Annotated in this window: 18 protein-coding genes; 10 read left to right on the top strand and 8 right to left on the bottom strand. The window is 73.9% G+C overall.

Annotated features, from left to right (window positions below; translation table 11 throughout):
- Positions 1 to 18: 18 nt before the first annotated feature.
- Positions 19 to 2,043: an RICIN domain-containing protein gene (locus tag ACFWUZ_RS12775; RefSeq protein ID WP_384371258.1), complete on the bottom strand. Its 2,025-nt coding sequence runs from the start codon at positions 2,041 to 2,043 to the stop codon at positions 19 to 21.
- A 667-nt stretch (positions 2,044 to 2,710) separates the two neighbouring features.
- Here ACFWUZ_RS12775 and ACFWUZ_RS12770 point away from each other — a divergent pair.
- On the top strand, positions 2,711 to 3,073 hold the full coding sequence (locus ACFWUZ_RS12770) for a hypothetical protein (RefSeq protein WP_384371256.1): 363 nt from the start codon (positions 2,711 to 2,713) through the stop codon (positions 3,071 to 3,073).
- 56 nt (positions 3,074 to 3,129) lie between these two features.
- Positions 3,130 to 3,675: a GNAT family N-acetyltransferase gene (locus tag ACFWUZ_RS12765; protein WP_384371254.1), complete on the top strand. Its 546-nt coding sequence runs from the start codon at positions 3,130 to 3,132 to the stop codon at positions 3,673 to 3,675.
- Between the two features lie 256 nt (positions 3,676 to 3,931).
- Here ACFWUZ_RS12765 and ACFWUZ_RS12760 read toward each other — a convergent pair whose 3' ends face one another.
- From ACFWUZ_RS12760 to ACFWUZ_RS12745, 4 genes are all read right to left on the bottom strand, one after another.
- Positions 3,932 to 4,888 carry a DUF3626 domain-containing protein gene (locus tag ACFWUZ_RS12760; RefSeq protein WP_384371362.1) on the bottom strand — a complete coding sequence of 319 codons (957 nt, stop codon included), beginning with the start codon at positions 4,886 to 4,888 and terminating at the stop codon, positions 3,932 to 3,934.
- A gap of 118 nt (positions 4,889 to 5,006) precedes the next feature.
- Complete coding sequence (locus tag ACFWUZ_RS12755) at positions 5,007 to 5,591, bottom strand: SMI1/KNR4 family protein (RefSeq protein ID WP_384371252.1); 585 nt, start codon at positions 5,589 to 5,591, stop codon at positions 5,007 to 5,009.
- Positions 5,592 to 5,610: 19 nt separating this feature from the next.
- Positions 5,611 to 6,252, bottom strand: coding sequence for a LysE family translocator (locus ACFWUZ_RS12750; protein WP_384371250.1), 642 nt, complete (start codon positions 6,250 to 6,252; stop codon positions 5,611 to 5,613).
- Positions 6,253 to 6,307: 55 nt separating this feature from the next.
- On the bottom strand, positions 6,308 to 7,186 hold the full coding sequence (locus ACFWUZ_RS12745) for a helix-turn-helix domain-containing protein (protein ID WP_384371248.1): 879 nt from the start codon (positions 7,184 to 7,186) through the stop codon (positions 6,308 to 6,310).
- 283 nt (positions 7,187 to 7,469) lie between these two features.
- Between ACFWUZ_RS12745 and ACFWUZ_RS12740 the strand changes: the two genes are divergently transcribed.
- The 6 genes from ACFWUZ_RS12740 to ACFWUZ_RS12715 all read left to right on the top strand — a co-directional run bounded on the left by ACFWUZ_RS12740 (position 7,470) and on the right by ACFWUZ_RS12715 (position 12,740).
- On the top strand, positions 7,470 to 7,766 hold the full coding sequence (locus ACFWUZ_RS12740) for a hypothetical protein (protein ID WP_384371246.1): 297 nt from the start codon (positions 7,470 to 7,472) through the stop codon (positions 7,764 to 7,766).
- A gap of 153 nt (positions 7,767 to 7,919) precedes the next feature.
- Positions 7,920 to 8,054, top strand: coding sequence for a hypothetical protein (locus ACFWUZ_RS12735; protein ID WP_384371244.1), 135 nt, complete (start codon positions 7,920 to 7,922; stop codon positions 8,052 to 8,054).
- 140 nt (positions 8,055 to 8,194) lie between these two features.
- Positions 8,195 to 9,568 (top strand): MFS transporter, encoded by a 1,374-nt coding sequence (locus ACFWUZ_RS12730; RefSeq protein ID WP_384371242.1) that lies wholly within the window; start codon positions 8,195 to 8,197, stop codon positions 9,566 to 9,568.
- Entirely contained in the window at positions 9,565 to 10,755 is a 1,191-nt protein-coding gene (locus ACFWUZ_RS12725; RefSeq protein ID WP_384371240.1) for an anhydro-N-acetylmuramic acid kinase, read from the top strand. Before ACFWUZ_RS12730 ends, ACFWUZ_RS12725 begins: the two co-directional genes overlap by 4 nt.
- Before the next feature lie 141 nt (positions 10,756 to 10,896).
- Positions 10,897 to 12,357: an Ig-like domain-containing protein gene (locus tag ACFWUZ_RS12720; RefSeq protein ID WP_384371238.1), complete on the top strand. Its 1,461-nt coding sequence runs from the start codon at positions 10,897 to 10,899 to the stop codon at positions 12,355 to 12,357.
- 143 nt (positions 12,358 to 12,500) lie between these two features.
- On the top strand, positions 12,501 to 12,740 hold the full coding sequence (locus tag ACFWUZ_RS12715) for a hypothetical protein (protein ID WP_384371236.1): 240 nt from the start codon (positions 12,501 to 12,503) through the stop codon (positions 12,738 to 12,740).
- 26 nt (positions 12,741 to 12,766) lie between these two features.
- Here ACFWUZ_RS12715 and ACFWUZ_RS12710 read toward each other — a convergent pair whose 3' ends face one another.
- Both ACFWUZ_RS12710 and ACFWUZ_RS12705 read right to left on the bottom strand, forming a co-directional pair.
- A complete protein-coding gene (locus ACFWUZ_RS12710) occupies positions 12,767 to 13,264 on the bottom strand; it encodes a GNAT family N-acetyltransferase (protein ID WP_384371234.1) in 498 nt (165 codons plus the stop codon).
- Between the two features lie 57 nt (positions 13,265 to 13,321).
- Positions 13,322 to 14,734 carry an MFS transporter gene (locus tag ACFWUZ_RS12705; RefSeq protein ID WP_384371232.1) on the bottom strand — a complete coding sequence of 471 codons (1,413 nt, stop codon included), beginning with the start codon at positions 14,732 to 14,734 and terminating at the stop codon, positions 13,322 to 13,324.
- Positions 14,735 to 14,874: 140 nt separating this feature from the next.
- Between ACFWUZ_RS12705 and ACFWUZ_RS12700 the strand changes: the two genes are divergently transcribed.
- Both ACFWUZ_RS12700 and ACFWUZ_RS12695 read left to right on the top strand, forming a co-directional pair.
- Positions 14,875 to 15,696 (top strand): helix-turn-helix transcriptional regulator, encoded by an 822-nt coding sequence (locus ACFWUZ_RS12700; protein ID WP_384371360.1) that lies wholly within the window; start codon positions 14,875 to 14,877, stop codon positions 15,694 to 15,696.
- Positions 15,697 to 15,866: 170 nt separating this feature from the next.
- Entirely contained in the window at positions 15,867 to 19,001 is a 3,135-nt protein-coding gene (locus tag ACFWUZ_RS12695; RefSeq protein ID WP_384371230.1) for an amidohydrolase family protein, read from the top strand.
- Here the strand turns inward: ACFWUZ_RS12695 and ACFWUZ_RS12690 are convergent.
- Positions 18,998 to 19,585 carry a hypothetical protein gene (locus ACFWUZ_RS12690; RefSeq protein ID WP_384371228.1) on the bottom strand — a complete coding sequence of 196 codons (588 nt, stop codon included), beginning with the start codon at positions 19,583 to 19,585 and terminating at the stop codon, positions 18,998 to 19,000. The genes ACFWUZ_RS12695 and ACFWUZ_RS12690 overlap by 4 nt on opposite strands.
- Positions 19,586 to 19,602 lie beyond the last annotated feature (17 nt).

Here is a 19,602-nt window from a genome sequence, read left to right as displayed (position 1 = left end):
CTGTCCGCACCGGCTGCGTCAGCCGGCCTGCTGCAGCGTCCATGCCTGCGCCGGACGCCCGTCCGCGCGCTGGAGGTCGAGCAGCCAGGTCCCGTAGTAGGGGCGGCTGCTGACGGTCAGGGCGAATCCGCCCCCCGGATCCGTGACGGTCACCGCGCCGCCGCGGGAGGTCAGCCGCCACGCCTGGGCGCCGCCCGTGCCGCAGGGCTGCTGGGCGACCCACATGCCCGCGGCGGGAGTGCCGCCCGGTTGCAGGCACTTGCCGGAGACCGCGGACCGGATGCGGACCAGCCCGCCGCCCGCGTCGTCGAACGTCCACTGCTGCTGCGCGTAGCCGTTGGTGCGGGCGCCGACGAGCACCGTTCCGTCGGCGGTCCGGCCGCCCCACAGTTCGGCGGCCATGCCGGTGCTGCCGTTGCCGAGCACGTAGCGGGTCCCGGGGGTGGTCGCGCCGCCGCCCGTGCGGGCCGTACGGAAGGACGTGGCCTTGCCGGGGCCGCTGTCCCGGCCGGAGCCGTCGCGGACGGACACGGCGACCGTGTAGGCGGTGTCGGGCTGGAGGTTGTAGACGCGGAGCACCTGGGACTGGACCCAGGTCAGGTGCTTGCCGTTCAGCATGACCTGGTACCAGGCGGCGCCCTCGACCTTGGGCCAGCTCACCACGACGGAGTCCGCCTGGACCTGGCTGGTGCTCACCGCCGGACCGCCGCCGGGCTTCTTGGTCGGCGTCGGCGTGGGCTTCTTCGTCGGGGTCGGCGTCGGGTTCGGGTTCGGCCCGGGGTCGGTGTCGCCACCGCCCTTGCTCCGCATCAGGAACTGGTTGTCGGCGATGTTCCAGTGCGTGGCCAGGTAGCTCCCCGGCTTCGGACTGGTGTGGAAGTAGTCGTCGTGGTTGCAGTCCAGGATGTTCTCGGCCGCCTGATTGGTGCAGACGTTGCGCATCTTGGGGTAGTGCGGGCTGTCGGAGTAGCACATCACGTCGAACTCGTCGGTGCAGTGGGCACCCAGGCTGGTGTTCGGAGCGCTGTTGTTGACCGCGCCCAGGTTGTGCCCGAGCTCGTGCGCGGCCGTGTGACCGCCCCAGCAGCCGGAGTCCGTACGTCCGTAGGAGGGGCCGAAGTTGCTCTGGTTCGCCTGCCCGGGCCGCTCGTCGCCGGCGAAGGTGCCGATGCCGCAGTAGACCTGCGAGTCGGCGAAGATCATGTACTTGCGGTCCCGGCGGTCGAGGCCCTTCGCGGCGAGCGCCTTGTTGGTCGCGCTGAACTCGCCCAGTGCGGAGGCCGGGAGTTCGATGTTGAGGACCGTCGGGGTGCAGTCGGCGGCCGTCACGTACCGGATGTGGCGTACGCCGCCGGTCTCCTGGGCGCTCGCCGAGTAGATGAGGTCGGCGTCGGCCGCCCACTTCCGGAAGGAGGCCACGTACTCGGAGTAGCGGTCGCGGCCGGGGGCGTGGACGTACACGACCTGGACGCGGTTGCCGCTGCTGCCGTCGCCCTCGCACTGCACGGTCTGGCCGGCGGGGCCGGCGGCAACGGCCTGGCTGCCCGCCGACGGCTCCGGCGCCGGGGCGGCTTCCGCGGCCTTGGCGGACCCCGCGTCGGCGGCGGGCGCGTCCTGAGGACGCCCGCCTTCCTGCGAGGTGGCCGGGTCGTCGGCCGCGGGACGGGACGGATCAGCGGCCGGAGCCGTCGCCTGCACGGCCGGGGCGACGCCCTTCTTGATGTCGACGCCCTTGGGCGGCGCGTCGGGGCCGTGGGTGCAGTGACCGGCGTCGGTGCGGTAGACGCCGGTACAAGGGTCGCCCTTCGGCGCCGCCTTGAGGCCGTCGTAGATCATGCCGCGCGCCTCCTCGTTGGCGGGCGCGGCCGCGATGGGTTCGGGCTCCTCGTCCCGGGCCGGGGCGGCGGCCGGCGCGGACGCTTCCGCGGCCGGTCCGGCGGCGGATACGGGGGTCTCCGCCTGGGCGTCGTCGCCGAGCCCGGAGTAGGCGATGCCTGCGGCCATCACCGCCGCCGTGGCCATGGCGGCGGTGAGGAGTATCAACCGCCGGGGTTTGCGCCGGTGTTCGCGACGTCTGCGTCGTCCTGGCATGGGCACCTCAAATCGAGATCGGAAGACTGGGTGCGCGGAAGCCTGCCAGACGAATGCCGCGGAGAATTCGGACAAAGAGGAGCGGGCTTCGAGAAATCGTTCCGTTACCTGTCGGCCTTATTTGACGAACCCTCAATTCTACGTGAAATGAAGGGAGTTACGCGCGTAGGGCGGTAATGGTCCAGGCCTTTTCGGGGGAGTCGTTATCAAATCGAGATAAGGTCGCCTTGCTTATTGACGGGAATTCAGTCAGGGATTCATCTAATTACTACTTGTCGAATTCTCTCGGTCACGACCCGTGAGGCCCGGAGGGTTTCCCCCGTCGCCGGCGCGCGCAGTGCCGCCGTAGTGGGGCGTGGGCTTCGACCCGGGCCGCGGACCTGCGCGCGGCGGGAGCGGGGCGTACCCGCGCCCACCCGGGGCGCGGTGGCCGCTCCGGGCTTCCCAAGAGGCCTGCGGACGCTTCCTGTCGGGGGGCGGGAGCTACGCTGTGACCCGTGGCTGCGGTGTGCTCAGCTGCCTTCGGGTGTCGGTGATCCGTCCGTGCCCGTACGTGTCCGCAGCGGCCTCCCGGCCAGATCACGAACCATGGCCGAGTGCCAGGAGGACAGCGTCGACGATGCCCGCGTGGTGGCACGAGCTCCTGACGATCAGCGACGAGCTGGTCATCGCCGACGACAGTCTCCCGCCGACCTTCCTGCTGGGCGCGTTCGGCGAGGTGTTCGCCGCCCGTGCCGCCGAACTGACGCAGGAGCAGCGCGGGCAGGTGCTGGGCCTTCTCGAACACGTGCTGGCGAACGGCACCGAGGGAGACCGGTCGCTGGTCGCCACCGGCTTCCTCGAGGCACTGCTCAACGCCTGGGACAAGGGGTTCGAGCTGCGGACGGTCTGGGACGACCTCGGTCCCGACTCCCGGGCGTACTGCCTGGCCTGGAACACGTTCACGGGAATCGACTCGCCGGACTGGATGCGTCCCCGCTGACCCGCGGGACACCCGCCGGCCCGTCTTGACGGCGGCGCCGCGGGATGCTCCTCCGTATGAAGCAGCAGAGCGTGCCCGACCTCACCCAGTTCACCGGGGCGGATGAGATCGACCCCGCATTGCGGCGCCGGCTCGTCGACTGCTGGATCGCGGTCACGAACTCGGGTGGCGCCGCCGGATTCCCCTTCCCACCCGTCCGCGACGAGGACGTCGTGCCCGTCGCGGACGAACTCCTCGACCGGCTCCACCCCTCGCACAGCCGACTTCTCGTCGCAGGCTTCGACGGGGCCCTGGCCGGGTGGGTCGTCCTGAAGCGTGATCCCTTCCGGCTCGTCGCGCACTGGGGGACCGTCCATCATCTCCAGACCCATCCGAGGTTCCGTGGCCGCGGCGTCGGCTCCGCCCTCATGCGGGAGATGCGGACGGTTGCCCGCGACGAGTTGGGACTCGAACAGCTCCGTCTCGCGGCCCGGGCGGATGCGGGGCTGGAGGACTTCTACGGCCGCCTCGGATGGCGAGAGGTCGGGCGCTGGCCCGGAGCCCTGCGGTTCGGGCCCGACGACAGCCGGGACGAGGTCCTGATGCTCCTCGACCCCCTCTGACCCGTAGCCCCGGGCCGATTCCCGCGGATCAGCCGGCCCGCCGATGCGGCACGGCGAGGCGGAGCACGGCGAAGGAGGCGACCTGGTCGGCGGGTCGCGGGACCACCGCCCGGATCCCGCGCCGCCGTAGGGGGGGGCGAGGTACCGCCCGGGACGCGTACGCCGTGCCGGTGAGGATCACCACCGGCCTCGTCAGCGGTCCACCGACCGGCCGGGGAATCCGGATCCGGCCCGTGCGCCGGTGGACGCAGGTGCCTCACCGGCCCGGCCCGGCGTGACGCCCCGTGCAGGCAGTCGGCAGAGACCGTCGGCCGCGAGGTGGATCTTCGTGGTCTCCCTCCATCGGTGCCGGAGTCACCGAGCCGTCCGTGGCCTCCCGGGGGGACCCGAAGCGCGCCAGGTGGTGCCACACCTTCTTGACCGCCTGGGGGTCATGGAGGCCGCCGCGTGCAGCGTCTCCGACGATCCGGGGATCGAGCATGCCGTCGACCGCGATCTGCGTGCCCAAGTCGACGTATTCCTGCCCGCGGTAGTCGGGGTGCCGCCGGAGTTCTTCGACCCCGAGTCGGAAGCCGGGGTGCCATTCCACCGGGCAGCCAAGACGCAGAGCCGCGTCCTCGACCGCCGTGCCGCGGTAGCAGGGGTCCAGGACCAGCGCCTCCACCGCGCATTGCAGCTGGACCGGCCCGTGCACCTGCGCCTCGATGTAGTCGTCGAGCTCGTCCTGACGATCGGCGAGGGCAAGCTCGACGAGCCCCATGCGGGCCGCGACACCGAAATCCGACGGTTCGAGGAAGCTGTCCGGGTAACAGAAGGTGCTCCGCGTCAGCGTCTGGGCCGTCAGCCGGAAGTGGGCCGAGCCGAACCGCGGCGCCCCGCCGACCGGCTTGCGACGGAAGTTCAACGCCCCGTAGACGGGCCGCTCATGAGCAGGTGCTTCGTCGTACGCCCCGTCGAAGATCCGGCTCTCCCAGCGCCACCGGTCGCCGCCTGCATGCGCGGTGAGGCCGCCGTTGCTGGTCCCGGTGACGAACTGCGAGTGGTAGACGCCACCTTCGGCCATGGCGTCCAGGATCGGCTTGCCGTGCAGCAGGCGGTCCGGGTGGAAGTTGAGGGTCACCCGCAATGCCGGATCCATCGGAGGGCCCGACGCCAGCTCCGTGACATGCCGAAGGGCCCGTTCCTGCGCTGTCGGGGAGGCTGCAGAGCTCATCAGCACAGTCTCCCTTACCCTGATCAACCGGTGCACGCGGATTCTCCACCGACAGCCCGTTCCAGCGTGACGGAGCGTTCACCGATCACCGATCACGGATCGAGACGCGCCCTCCGGTCTACGGGAACCAATCGCGGCCCTCGGCCCAGTGGGTCGCCCAGCCCGTGAAGCCAGGGGTGCCGGGCATCAATGCGTCGGGCGACCGGGGGCCGAAGGGCATCGCGCCTTCGCCCGCGATCTGCCAGACGTGACCACGCTGCGGGCCGGTGACGATCAAGTGCCAGTACATGCCGCAGCCGTCGGTGCCCAGCAGCAGCGAGCCGTGGTCGAAAACGGGGTCCGTCCGGGCTTCGAACTCCTGCACCGACAGCGTCTCCTCGGCGTCCTCCGCCTCCCACAACCATGCCGCCGTGAGCGGGAAGGGCTCGGCAAGCAGGCGTTCGGGGCGGTCCGAGCCCCAGTCCCGGGGTGTTTCCGCGAGGGGGAGCAGCCCGTAGTACGGCGGACCGGCCCGCAGCCCGTCGCAGATCTCCGCCACGAACGTGCGGTAAGGCTCCGGGAGCACGATGCCGTGCTCCGCCTCGAAGGACCGCACCGCCTCCCAGCCGGCCGGCGGCGCCGCCTCAGGTCTGGAGGCGCATATCTCCCGGAGGGCAGCCAGCTCGTCCGGGTCGCACGTTTCCGTGTTCATGCAGATCATCATCCAAGATCCGGAAGAGCGCCTAGTCCTTGCGGCCCGTCACGGCGACGGTCACGCCGAGGCCGATCAGGGTGACGCCACCGGCTCCGCCCACCAGGGAGAGCCGCCGGGGCGAGTCGGCGAACCAGGTCCTGGCGGTGGCGGCGACCAGGCCCCACACGCTGTCCGACGCCAGGGCGATGACGTTGAACACCAGGCCGAGCAGCAGCATCTGAAGGGCCACGTGCCCGCGGTCGCGGTCGACGAACTGAGGCAGCACGGCGGCGAAGAAGATCATGGTCTTGGGGTTGGCCACCCCGACCGCGAACCCCTCCCACAACGTGCGCCGACTGCCGTGCCCGGGCCCGGCCCCGCTGAACGCGCTGGCATGCAGTGCCCCGCGCCGGCGCACAGCCTTGATGCCCAGGTACACCAGGTAGGCGGCGCCCACCAGCTTGAGCAGGGTGAAGACGAGGACCGAACGCTCCACGACCGCCCCGACCCCGAGGGCCACCGCCACGACGAGCACATAGCCGCCGAGGGTGTTGCCCACGACCGTGGTCAGCGCGGCCCGGCGCCCGTGCGCCAGCGCCCGCCCGATCACGAACAGCACGCTGGGGCCGGGAATGATGATCAGCAGGAAGGACATGCCCGCAAAGGCCAGAACTCTGTCGGTGGAGACCATGGAACTCATTGAGCACGGCGGACGCCGCGGCCCGCAGCCCATTTTTCGCAGGGGGTCACGGCGCGAAGAGGCCGGTGAGGCGGCCGTCGACGACGCGCGCGCGACTGGCCGCCGCGTCGTCGGCGAGAGCGCACAGCCGGGTCGGCGTGAGCCCGGCCAGGGACCGGAAGTCACGGCTGAGGTGAGCCTGGTCGTAGTAGCCGCACGCGGCGGCGAGCGCGGCCAGCGACCGGGCGGGTACGGGGCCGGCCGGCACCCCGTACGACCGGTCGGCCGCCAGGGTCAGCGCGCGCTGGAAACGCAGGACCCGGCCCAGGGTCTGGGGCGGCAGGCCGATCTGCTCGCGGAACAGCGCCTGCAGCCGGCGTCCGCCGCGCCCGGTGTGCCGGGCGAGTTCACGCAGTGACGGGCCGCCGTGCCCGGCGAGCAGCCGGTCCCACGCCTCGGTCACGACGGGGGAGGGCGCCGGCCCCTCGGCCAGCCGCCGGCCCAGCGCGGCATCGAGCAGGGCCCAGCGGCTGTCCCAGTCGGGGGCCTGCGCCAGCTGCTCGACGAGCCGCCGCGTCCAGGCGGCTCCGAGCACCTCCTCGGCCCGGACCCGCACGTCCGCCAGCTCGGACAGCGGGATCCCCAGGCAGGCGTAGGTCCCGAGCGGAGTGAGGTCGACCTCCACCGCCTGCCCGCCGGCGCGGTAGCCGCCGAGCACGGGCGAGGTGTGCAGGCCCGCGACCAGGGACCGGGTGGTCCGCACCGGGGGACCGCCCGGAGCCGCGTACGTGTACAAGGGTTCGCCCCAGCCCAGGACCAGGGTGACCGTGGCCGCGGGCAGCGTCAGCCTGGGTGGGCTCCCCACCGGCGCCCGGTACCCGCAGTACTTCACCACCCGGCCCCGCAGCCAGTGCGGCGCTGGGCGCTCGGCCCGCTCCGGTGTCATTCCGCCCCCCGGGTTCACCACCGGCCGCCGCCCGCTGGGGAACGCGGTGCGCGTTCGTACAAGACGGGTGCCGGCCCGCCCAGCAGTCTGGAGGCGTAGCGCTCGGCCGGTGTAGGCGAGGACCGGACAGAAGCGGGCGGAGCGGGGACACCCGCTGCTTTTCGGCCGTCCCACCAGCCCCTCGCACGCCGCAGGCGCACACCGCACATCTCGTACACCGCACATCTCGTACGCCGCACCTCGCACCCGTACCCCGTACTCCGATCCGACAGGAGACCACGTCATGACATCCAAGGCGTTACGCAGGGCGGCCGTCGCCGCCGCCGGAACCCTGCTGCTGTCCGGCCTCGCGGTGGCCCCGGCGGTCGCCGCCCCGGCCGCCCCGCTGGCGTGTGCCAAGCTCACGGGACAGAGCTACGGCACCGGCTTCATCAAGAACACGTGCAGCTACGCCATCAGCGCCTCCGTCCAGCTCGACTGGACGGGAGACCCCGGCTGCATCTGGATCAACCCCGGCCGGACCGGCACGATCCACTGGGACGGCGCGGACGGCCGCGCCAACTACGCCTACCAGTGCTGAGGGGGCGCCGCTAGGCGCACGAGGGCGTACGGGCGGGTCCGCCGGCCCGTCCGTACGCCCGCATGCCCGTCCTCAGAGCCGGACGGCGGGCACCTGCGCCCGCCCCCCGCGCGTCACCGGCCCGGGCGGACGACGGGTGGCTGACGCGCGGCCATGCCGCTCGACGCCTACGGCGTGCTGTCAGGAACCTCTCGACGAGCCCGGCGCCCCGACGGCGAGCACGACGTCTTCCTGGACGAGTTCTCCCGCCGGGCCGACCGGACGGATGCCGACGGGCACCCGGTCTGACCGCACCGCACCGCACTACACCGCAGCGGACCGCCCGCGCCCCGCCGCCCGCCCCCGTCCGACATCCCCTGCCGAGGCCGATCTGCTGAACACCGGCGCCGGGAGGCATCCCCCGCGCGCGGACCGGGCACCCAGCACGCGTGACCCCTCTCGCCCTGCGCGCCGACCCGCCCGCCACCCCCGCCCGCCCGCGCCGCGCGCTGCTCGCGGGCTCGGTCGGCAACCTCGTCGAGTGGTACGAGTTCGGTGTCTACGGCTGCTTCGCCACCGTCATCGCCGCCCACTTCTTCACCCCCGGCACCGGCGGCGGCGGCGCCGGGCCGCTGGTCGCCACCTACGCCTCGTTCGCCCTGGCCTTCTTCTTCCGGCCCGTCGGCGCCGTGCTCTTCGGCCGTCTCGGGGACCGCGTCGGCCGCCGCCCCACCCTCATCGCCGTGGTCGGCCTCATGACGCTGGCCACCACCCTGATCGGCCTGCTCCCCACGCAGGCACAGATGGGCCCGGCCGCGCCGTGGCTGCTGACCCTGCTCCGCGTACTGCAAGGCCTCTCCGCCGGCGGGGAGTTCGGCGGAGCCGTGGCCCTGATGACCGAGAACGCGCCGCCCGGCCGCCGCGGCCGCTACGGAGCCTGGCAGTCCTTCACCCTCGCCCTCGGCCTCCTCGGCGGTGCGGGGGCCGCCACGCTGACGGCCACCCTGCTCTCCCCGCAGGCCCTGTACGCGTGGGGCTGGCGGATCCCGTTCCTGCTGGCCCTGCCGCTCGGCCTGGCCGCGCTGTGGCTGCGCACCGGCCTGACGGAGCCCCCGGGCCGCGCGGAACCTCCGGGCCGGGACCCGGCGGGCCCGACCGGTACGGCCCGTACGGGCGAGCCCAGCGCCGACATGTCCAGCGCCGGTGAGCCCGGGGCCGGAATGCCCCGTACCGCTACGGCCCGCGCCGTCGTGCTCGGCATCGGACGGATCATGGGCTGGTCGGCGGCCGGGTACACCTTCCTCGTCGTCCTGCCCTCCTACCTCCAGTCCACGCTCGGTGCGTCCTTCCGGGAGGCCATGATCGCCACCGCCCTCGCCAACCTCGGTTTCGCCGCTTCGATCCTGCCCGCCGGCATGCTCAGCGACCGCATCGGCCGACGCCCCGTCATGCTCTGCGGAGCCCTCGCCGTGGTCCTGCTGGCGCTCCCCCTCCTCGACCTGCTCCAGGACCCCGCCGCCCCCGCACCGGCCAAGGCCGCCGCCGTCCTCGCCGCGGGGGCGACGGTCGGCCTGCTCGCCGGCCCGGGCCCCGCCATGCTCGCGGAGATGTTCCCGGCCCACGTGCGCTGCACCGGCCTCGGGGTGGCGTACTCCCTCGCCAACGCGGTGTTCTCCGGCTGCGCGGGCCTCGTCGTCACCGCCCTCGTCGCGCGCACCGGCGACCCGGACATCCCCGCCTACTACGCGGCCGGCGCCTGCGCCCTCAGCGTGCTCGCCCTCGCGGGCCTGCGCGGCGACGACCACCGCAGGCCCCTGCGATGAGGGTCATCGGCCTGATGTCCGGCACCTCGTACGACGCCGTCGACGCCGCGGCCGCGGAGCTGGCCTTCGAGGACGACGGGGACGTCCTGCGCCTGCTCCCGCTCGGTCTGGTCAGCGCGCCGTACGAGACGGAACTGCGGCACGCCCTGGCCGCGGCACTGCCGCCCGCGCCCACGACCCTGGCCGACGTGTGCCGGCTCGACACCGGCATCGGCCGGGCCTTCGCCCGGCTCGCCGTCCGCGCCGACCGGGAACTGTGCGACGGGCAGGCCGGCTTGATCGCCTCGCACGGGCAGACGGTCTTCCACTGGGTGGCCGACGGACAGGTGCACGGCACCCTGCAGCTGGGCCGTCCCGCCTGGATCGCCGAAGCCGCCGGCTGCCCGGTCGTCTCCGACTTCCGCCCGCGCGACGTCGCGGCCGGCGGCCAGGGCGCCCCGCTGGTGAGCCTCGTCGACCTGATGCTGTTGCGCGGCCGCCCCGGTGTACCGGCCGCCCTGAACATCGGCGGCATCGCCAACCTCACCGCCCTGCCCGCGGGGGGCCGCCCGGTGGCCTTCGACACGGGCCCGGGCAACGCCCTGCTCGACGCGGCGGTGCGGGAACTGACCTCGGGGCGGCTCGGCTACGACGAGGACGGGGCCCTCGCCGCCGCCGGACGGGTCCACGAACCCCTGCTGCGCCGGCTGCTGGCCGAGCCGTACTACCGCCTGCCCGCCCCCAAGACGACCGGCAAGGAACTCTTCCACGGCGGCTATCTGCGCGCCGCCCTCGACGGTCTGCCCGCCCCCGGCGCGCAGGACCTCGCCGCCACCCTCACCCGGCTCACCGCCCGGACGGTCGCCGACGCACTGCGCCCGCTCGGAACCACCGAGGTCATCGCCTCCGGCGGCGGCACCCGCAACCCGGTGCTGATGGCGATGCTCCGCGAGGAACTCGGCTCCGGCCTCCGGCTGCTGACCTCCGACGCGCTGGGCCTGCCCAGCGCCGCCAAGGAGGCGTACGCGTTCGCCGTCCTCGGCTTCCTCACCCTGCACGGGCTTCCCGGGAACGTGCCCGACTGCACGGGAGCCCGCGGGCCGCGCGTCCTGGGTTCCCTGACCCCCGGCCGTCACCCGCTCCGGCTCCCGGCGGCCCCGCCCCGTCCGCCGAGCCGCCTCCTCGTCGGGGGGAGCGAGCCGGGGTGAGGGCGCGACGGGAGCCGGGATGTGCTCCGTCCGAGTTCTCTTGGGACGCCGTTCGGCCGCAGAACCGAGTTCATGATCATCATTTCGGCTCCCGATCGTTTTACTGCTGCCATCCGGCCGTGTGAGATCTGGGAGGGCTACGTGGCTACGTCACGGGCGCAATGGAAACAACCGACCAAGAAATGGGGCGCCATGGCCGCCGTGGCCGGGGCCATGCTGGTCGTCGCCGCCGCGCCGGGCAGCGTTCCCGGAGCGGACCCCGCGCAGGGGGCACTCGCCGGCCCCGAACAGGAGGCAGCGCTCACCCTGCTCGTGGGCAGGGCGGTGGACGAGGGCCACGCGTCGCCCGCCGGCGCGTGCGGGCCCCCGGGCACGTTCGGGCCGGCCCTGTGCGGCGGCTGGCGGGAACAGCGGGTACGAGCCACCGCCGGCGGCGTGGGCTCCCTGCTGCACGAGCCGGCCTCCGGCGCCGGCTCGCGGGCCGCCCGCACCGGGGCGCTCCCCACGGACTCCGGCGGCCCTCTCAGGATCGCCCTCGCCGAACCGGGCCACCTCACCGACGTGACCGTACGCGACGGGCGAGGCCGCCACCTGGCCGGCGAACTCGGCCCGGACGGCGAACGCTGGCTGAACACCGAGCCGCTGCGGGCGGGGGAGACCTACACCGTGCAGGTCGGCGCCCAGGACACGGCAGGCCGGCCGGTCGGCGTGACCATGGCGTTCGCGACGGCGCTGCCCGAGGCGGGCAGCAGGCTGACGGTCGACTTCGGGCCGCGCCCGGGAACGTACGGCGCCGGGGAGATCGTGACGGCCGCGCTCAGCCGCCCCGTGCCCGCCGACGACCCCGAGGCCCGCGCCCGCCTGGAGCAGGCGCTGGAGGTGACCTCGGAACCCCAGGTGGAGGGAGCCTGGCACTGGGTCGACGACTCCACCCTGCATTTCCGGCCGCGCGCCTACTGGCCCGCGCACACCGTGGTGCGCGTCCGCAGCGGCCTCGACGGGGTCGAGCTCGGCGAGCAGGGGTACGGAGGCCCCTCCGAACCTCTGGAGTTCACCGTCGGCGACAGGATCGAGGCCGTCACCGACTCCGCGGCCCACGAGATGACCGTACGCCGCAACGGACGGGTCATCAGGACGATCCCGGTCACCACCGGCAAGGCGGGGTTCCGGACCCGCAGCGGCATCAAGGTCGTCCTGGGCAAGGAGCCCAAGGTCCGGATGCGCGGGGACTCCGTCGGGATCAAGCGCGGTACGAAGGAGTTCTACGACCTGCCCGTGCTCTACGCGACGCGCGTGACCTGGAGCGGGGAGTACATCCACGCCGCGCCCTGGTCGGTCGAGGCGCAGGGCGAGGAGAACGTCAGTCACGGCTGTACCGGCATGAGCACCGAGGACGCCGCCTGGTTCTTCCACACGGTCCGCGAAGGGGACATCGTCGAGGTGGTCAACAGCGGCGGCGCGGAGATGGCCCCCTTCGGCAACGGCATCGGCGACTGGAACGTCGACTGGGCGACCTGGCTGGAGGGCAGTGCCCTGGGCGCCGCCGCAGCGCAGTCGCAGGACCCGGCGTCCACCTCGTCCCGGCTGCATCCGACGACCTGACCGCAGACGGCTGCACCGGAGGCCGGTGCAGCCCCCGCTGACGGCCATTCGGCTGCCCCGTCGGCGCCCGGCGTGCCGCGTGCGGCCGGGCCGGGCGCGCCGGAGCGGGGGACGGGGCCGCCGGTGCGGGGATGATGGGACGTATGAGCGAGCAGCAGCCCTACCGTCACAACCTCCGTTTCGAGAACCACGGCACGGCCTACGATCCCCAGCACACCCCCGCCGCACCGAGGCCGGGGCGCGTCACCACCGGCGAGACCACCGTGACCTGCTCCTGCGGTCTGGACACGGGCGCCCTGCCCAGCGACGACGCCCGGCTGGTGTACGAGGTGCACCGCAACGTGATCCGGGACGAGACGTCGGCGGGCATCCCGCGGAACTGAGACCGGGCCCCGCTTCCCCGCGTCGGTCATCCGGCCGCCGGGCGGGGCAGGTCCCGCACGAAGCGGAGTCCCGGGCGGCCGTCCAGCAGGACCTCCCCGGCGGGGGTGAAGCCCGTACGGGCCAGCACGGCGCGGGAGGCGGCGTTGTCGAGCGTCGTCGCGGCCCGCAGCGTGGTGAGCCCGTACTCGGCGGCGGCCAGCGTGCAGGCCCCGCGGACGGCGGCCGTGGCCAGGCCCCGGCCGGCGGCCTCCTCGGCGATCCGGTAGCCGAGTTCGGCCGAACCCCCGGCCACGTCCACCAGGTTGACCCGGCCGAGCACCACGCCCGCGCCGTCCACCAGGACGTGGAAGAAGCACGCCCCCGTGGCCTGTTCGGCCAGCAGCTCGTGGTGGCGCGTGTCGAAGTGGGCGAAGTAGTGGTCGCCCCGGTCGGGGATCGAGGCGGCGAACCAGGCCCGGTTCTTCCGCTCGAACTCCAGGAGGGCCGGGCCGTGATCGGTGCGGAGCAGTTCCAGTTGCGGCATGCCCCGATCCTATGTACCGGCGGCACGCACGTCCCCGGCGGACGTGCGGTCACCGTGTCACGCCTTCTGGCGTCCGAGCCCCACGGCCACCAGGACCGCGGCGGCGATCACGATCACCGCGTCGACCGCCAGGACCGTCCGCACCCCGTCGAGGAGCGAGGCCCGGGTGGTGGCCAGGACACCGAGCAGCGGGATGCCGATGGTCAGACCCACCTGCTGGGTGGTGGTGACCAGCCCGGTCGCCAGACCCTGTTCCCCGTCGGGCACGCCGCTCGTCACCGTCAGCCCGTACGAAATGATCGCGCCGAGATGGCACATGCTGGCCGCGGACACGGCCACGGTCGCCAGCAGGGCCCCTGACCCGGCCCCGACACCCAGCAGCGCGGCGCCGAACACGCCCTGGCCGAGCAGCGATCCGATCAGGACCCGGCGGGCGCCGAAGCGGCCGATGACCCGCGGCGCGAGGGAACCGGCGACGACGGAGGCGATGCCCTGGACCCCGAAGACCAGACCCGTCCGGAAGGATGACAGGCCCAGCGTCTCCTGGAGGTGGAGCGTCAGGACGAACACGACCGTCGACATCATCGAGAAGGTCACCAGGCCGCCGATGTTGCCCCAAGCGACGGTGCGCCGCCGCAGCATCGGCAGCGAGACCAGCGGGGCCGGGGACTTCGACTCCACCACCACGAACGCGGCCAGCAGGGCGAGTCCGGCCACCAGGGTGCCCCACACGTCCGCACCGCCGAAGCCGCGCTGGGCGGCCGTCGACAGCGCGTAGATCAGCGCGAGCAGACCACCGGTGACGGTCACCGCGCCGGGCACGTCCAGGCGCGGCCGCTCGGGGGTGCGCGACTCGGGCAGCAGCCCGGGGGCGAGCACCAGCACGACCAGCGCGGCCGCCGCGAGCAGGCCCATCGTGGATCGCCAGCCCAGGGTGTCGGTCATGACACCGCCGAGGACCATCCCGACCGTGAAACCGAGGGAGAGCAGGGTGCCGGAGATGCCGAGCGCCCTGTCGCGCAGCGGCCCCTCCGGGAAGGTCGTGGTCAGCAGGGACATGCCGGTCGGCACGATGACCGCCGCGCCGAGGCCCTGCAGGGCGCGCCCGGCCAGGAACGAGGCGGGGTCCCAGGCGAGGGTGGCGAGCAGGGAGGCGGAGCCGAAGACCGCGAGGCCCGTCAGGAACAGTTTCTTGCGCCCGTAGAGGTCCGCGATCCGGCCGAAGAGCAGGAGGAAGCCGCCGGAGGGCAGGGCGAACGCGGTGACCGCCCACTGGAGGGCGGACCGGCTCAGGCCCAGGTCCTCGCCGAGGACGGGCAGGGCCACGTTCAGTACGGAGAAGTCGAGCGCCACCATGAACTGGGCGGCGCAGAGGACGAAGAGGACCAGCTTGGCCCGGCCGGAGAGCCGGTCGCCGGAGGGGGCCGCCGGGTGCGGCCGGGGGGTTGCCGTCTGTGTGTCGATCGCCATGGACCCACCCTCGCGGGCCGGGAATGCCCGTGCAGAGTGGGAACTTATCCTGTTGGCGGCACCACCAGGGTGCCTACAGGGGGAGTTCCGTGGCCACACCGACCGACCAGCACCGCAGGACCGAACTGCGCGAGTTCCTGATGAGCCGCCGGGCCAGGATCAGCCCCGCGCGGGCGGGGCTGCCGGACGGCGGGGCCCGGCGCCGCACCCCGGGCCTGCGCCGCGAGGAGGTCGCGGTGCTCGCCGGTGTGGGGGCCTCCTGGTACCAGTGGCTCGAACAGGGCCGCGACATCACCGTCTCCTCGCAGGTACTGGACTCGGTCGGCCGGGTCCTCGAACTGTCCAGCGCCGAGCGCAGGCACCTCTACGTGCTCGCCGGACTCAATCCGCCCGCCCTGGAGGTCGCCCCCGCCGACCGGGACATGTGCCACGGCCTGAAGCGGCTGATCGAGGCATGGATGCCGTTCCCCGCGCACATCATGGACGCGTACTGGAACACGGTCATGTACAACGAGGCGGCCGCGCTGGTCTTCGGGATGCGCCCCGAGACCGTCCAGAACTGCCTCATCTCCTTCTTCACCGACCCGCTCCACCGGGCCCGGTCCGCGCACTGGGAGGAGGTCGCCGGCCATGTGGTGGCCCAGTTCCGGGCGGCCTGCTCGGAGCGCCCCGACGACGAGGGGTTCCGGGCGGTGGTCGAGGAAGCCCGGTGCCTCAGCCCGGAGTTCACCGCACTGTGGGAGCGGCGGGACATCCGGCCCGGCGGCCAGCTGCAGAAGCGGATGGACCACCCCCTCGTCGGCGCCCTGCACCTGGAGTCGACCCAGCTGCGGGTTCCGGCCCGCCCCGACCTGGCGATCGTGCTCCACACCCCGCTGCCGGCCGCGGACACGGCCGGGAAGCTGGAGTGGCTGACCTCGGCGGAGGGCCGGCGGGGATCGCTGTACCCCCTCGCCGGCTGATCCGGCCCGGTCGCCGGGCCGCCCCCTGGGCCGTTGCCCGGGACGGGCCCTGATCGTTTGCGTGGCTGACGGGCCGGTACGGGCCGGTACCGTCGGTCGACGAGACGCGAAGGCGAGTGGTCGGGGTGCGAGTTGGGCGCAGGACGCTTCTGGCGGGTGGTGCCGGCGCCGTGGCGGCGCTGCTCCGCCATCCGCAGGCCCGGGCGGCGGCCGGGTCCGGTGCCCCGGATCCGGCCGCCGGAGATCTGCTCAGGCTGCGGTTCACCCGCGCGACCAACGGGGCGGCGACCGCCACGGCCACCGGGGACCGTTTCGTCGCCGAAGTGCAGAACGTCCTCTGGTCGCTGCCCCCGGACGGGTCTCCCGCGACCCAGCTCACCCCGCCCGATCTGGAGCCAGGGCGCCCCGTGTTCTCCCCGGACGGCCGCCGGGTCGCGATGAGCGCCTACCGGGGCGGCGCGTTCCACATCTGGGTCATGGCCGCGGACGGATCCGGTCTGCGCAGGCTCACCGACGGCCCCTTCGACCACCGCGCCCCCGCCTGGTCCCCCGACGGCCGCAGCCTCGTCTTCTGCTCCGAACGGGACGGCGACCCCGTGGCGGGCAGCCCCTACCGGATCTGGGTGGTCGCCCTCACCGGCGGCCGTCCGCGACGGCTGACGGGCCTGCCCGGGCAGGCAGGGCCCGGCCAGGACGGCGCCTGGGAGGACTTCGACCCGGTCTGGTCGCCGGACGGCTCCCGGGTGCTGTTCGTCCGCGGCACCGCCGAGGGTGACGCCCTGACGTCCCGGACCCTCGCATCGGTCGCCGTCGCCGCGTCCGAAACCGGCGGGCCCGTCCGGGTCGAACACACCGTCACCGACGGCAGACTGCTCGCCCCGGCCCTGTCCCCGGCCGGCCGCACCGCCTGGCTGTCCGCCGCCCCCGGCCCGCGCAAGGCCGAGGTCCTGAGCCTCTACGCGGACGGGCGCGAGGTCGCCCTCGAAGGGGACCTCGCCCCCGCGCCCCCGCGCTGGATCGGCGACGACCGGCTGCTGATCACCCTCGACGGCCGGTTCCGGGTGATCCGCCCCCACGAGGACGCCACCGGCCAGGAGATCCCCCTCGACGCCACCCTGGAGGTGACCCGCCCCCGGTACCGGGTCAAGGAGTACGTCCTGGAGGCCGAACGGAGCCGCCCCGTCCGCGGCATCCACCTGCCCTCCCTCTCGCCCGACGGCCGCAGCGTGGCCTTCGCCGCCCTCAACGCCCTGTGGACCGCACCCGTCGGCGGAGGAGCACCGCGCAGGCTCGTCCAGGCCCCCGCGACCGCCTACCTCCAGGGCCCGGTGTGGACCCCGGACGGCCGGGCCCTCCTCTACACCGACGACCGCGACGGGCTGAACACCGTACGGCGCCGGGAGCTGGCCGGCGGCGCGGAGAGCGTCCTCGCCCCCGGCGGCCGCGTCTACGGGGTCCTCTCGCCCGACGGGCGCCGGCTCGCCGCCCTCGACCTCGCCGGGCGGCTCCTCGTGCGCGACCTCATCACCGGCACCGAGACGCCCCTGGTCGCCGCGCTCGGCGGCGGCGGCCTGCCCGGGCCGCCCAGCTGGTCCCCGGACGGCCGCCACCTCGCCCTCTGCGACCGCAACCGCCTCAGCCGCCGCTTCCGCGAGGGCTACAACCTCATCCGGATCGTCGACACCCGCACCGGCTCCGCGCGCCTGTACGGCCTCGCCCCGCACGCCTCCCTCGCGGACGGCTACGCCTCGGGCCCCGCCTGGTCGCCCGACGGCCGGTTCCTGGCCTGCGTCAGCGAGTCGGCGCTCTGGCTGCTGCCCGTCGCCCCCGACGGCACCCCCGACGGCCCGGCCCGCCGCCTGACCGACGAGCCCGCCGACCACCCGTCCTGGTCCGGCGACTCCCGCACCCTGCTCTACCAGTCCTGCGACCGGCTGCGCCTGCTCGCCCTCGACGACGCGGGCGGGCCGGCCGCCCCACCCCGGACCGTGCCGATCGCCCTGAGCTACCGCCGTCCCGCCCCCGTCGACACCGTCGTCCACGCCGGACTGCTGTGGGACGCCACCGGCTCCCCGCCCCGCGCCGACGTCGACGTCCTCGTCAGCGAGGGCCGGATCACCGCCGTCGAGCCCCACCGGCCGGGCCGCCGTGCCGCCCGCACCGTGGACGTCTCCACCGGCACGGTCCTGCCCGGACTGTGGGACGCCCACGTCCACCCGTACCCCTACACCTACGGCGCCCGCCAGGGCCTCCTGCACCTCGCCTACGGAGTCACCACCACCGTCTCCCTCGGCGGGTCCGCCCACGAACAGGCCCGGCTGCGCGAGGACATCAGGGCCGGGCTGCTGGCCTCGCCCCGGCTGCTGGCCGGGGGCGAACTCCTCGACGGCTCCCGGGTCGCCTACAGCATGGGGCGCGCCCACCGCACCCCGGCCGGACTCGCCCGCTCACTGGCCCGGGCCGAGGCCCTCGACTGGGACTTCGTCAAGACCTACGTCCGCGCCCCGTACGCCTCCATGGCCGAGGCCGCCCGCTTCGCCCACGAACAGCTGGGCGTCCTGGCCGGCTCCCACCTGTGCTCCGCAGGCCTCCAGTCCGGCCAGGACCTGACCACGCACCTCGTGGCGACCGAACGCGCCGAGTACGGGCACGGCGCCACCCCGAACGGCCACACCTACGCGGACACGCTGGCGGTGTACGCGCGGGGCGGACTGGACCTCATCGCCACGCCCTTCACGGCCCTGCCGCTGATCGGAGCCGATCCGGCGCTCGCCGCCGACCCCCGGGTCACGGAGCTGATGCCGCCCTGGGACGTGGCGGCGGTCCGCGCCGCGGCTGCGACCGAGCCGAGCGCCGAGCAGAGCGCCGTCCTGGAACGCGAGGTCGCCGCCTACCGCGGCGTCCTCGCGGGCGGCGGACGCCTCGTCCTCGGCACCGACGCACCGCTCACCCCGGTCGGGCTCCACCTGCACCTGGCCCTGCGCGCCCTGCACCGGTACGGCCTGAGCGCGGCCGAGGCCCTCACCACCGTCACCCGCACCCCCGCCCGGGTCTTCGGCGTCGCGGACCGCCTGGGCACCCTCGAGCCGGGCAGGATCGCCGACCTCACCCTCGTCGACGGCGACCCCTTCACCGACTTCGCGGACCTGGTCCGCGTACGGGCGACCCTGCGCGGCGGGACCCTGTGGGAACGGGCAGCCCTGGAGGCCGCGTCCACCCGGGCCGCGCCCCCCGGCGACTGGCAGGACGTCCTGCGGCAGATGCTCCGCGAGGGCTGCTGCACCGGCGGCCCCGAAACCGCCTAGATGTCGGGCAGGTCCATGCGGCTCAGGAAGCGCCCGGGCCAGGACCAGAGGGCGCCGCTGAAGGAGAGGTTGCGGGTGTAGGCGCCCTCCATGAGGACCGCCAGCCCGATGTCCAGCCCGTCGAAGCCGCCTTGGGCGATGCCCGAGATGCTCTGCGGGTGCCGCCACCGCGAGCGCGTCATGGTGACGACGGCCCCGTCGCGGCGCAGCTCGTGGCGGCACTTCCCGTCGAGCACCCGGTACCGGTAGGCGCGCCCGGCGACCTCGATCCGCAGGGCGCGTCCGTGCGGCGTCACGGCCAGGTGGCGGCGCTTGACCTTGCCGGTCCACCCGTCGACGGTCAGGGTCATCTGCGCCAGGCGCGGCAGGTTGCGGAAGCCGTACCCCCAGAACGTCATGGGCGGGACCGCCTGGCCCGACACCCACGCCCCGAGCCCCTCCCGCTGGGCGTCCGTCTCCGCCGGGGACGTCAGTTCGACCGGGCCGAAGCCGGGGACCGAGCCGGCCCAGGCGTGGATGTCCATTCTCCCGAGCCGGCCCCGGCCGGAGCCGGCATGGGTGAGTTCGAACTGGATGGTGTGCATAAGGTGTTCCCCCGATC

The sequence above is a fragment of the Streptomyces sp. NPDC058646 genome, assembly GCF_042716875.1.
Lineage (GTDB): Bacteria > Actinomycetota > Actinomycetes > Streptomycetales > Streptomycetaceae > Streptomyces.
This window is presented reverse-complemented; position numbering and strand designations above follow the sequence as displayed.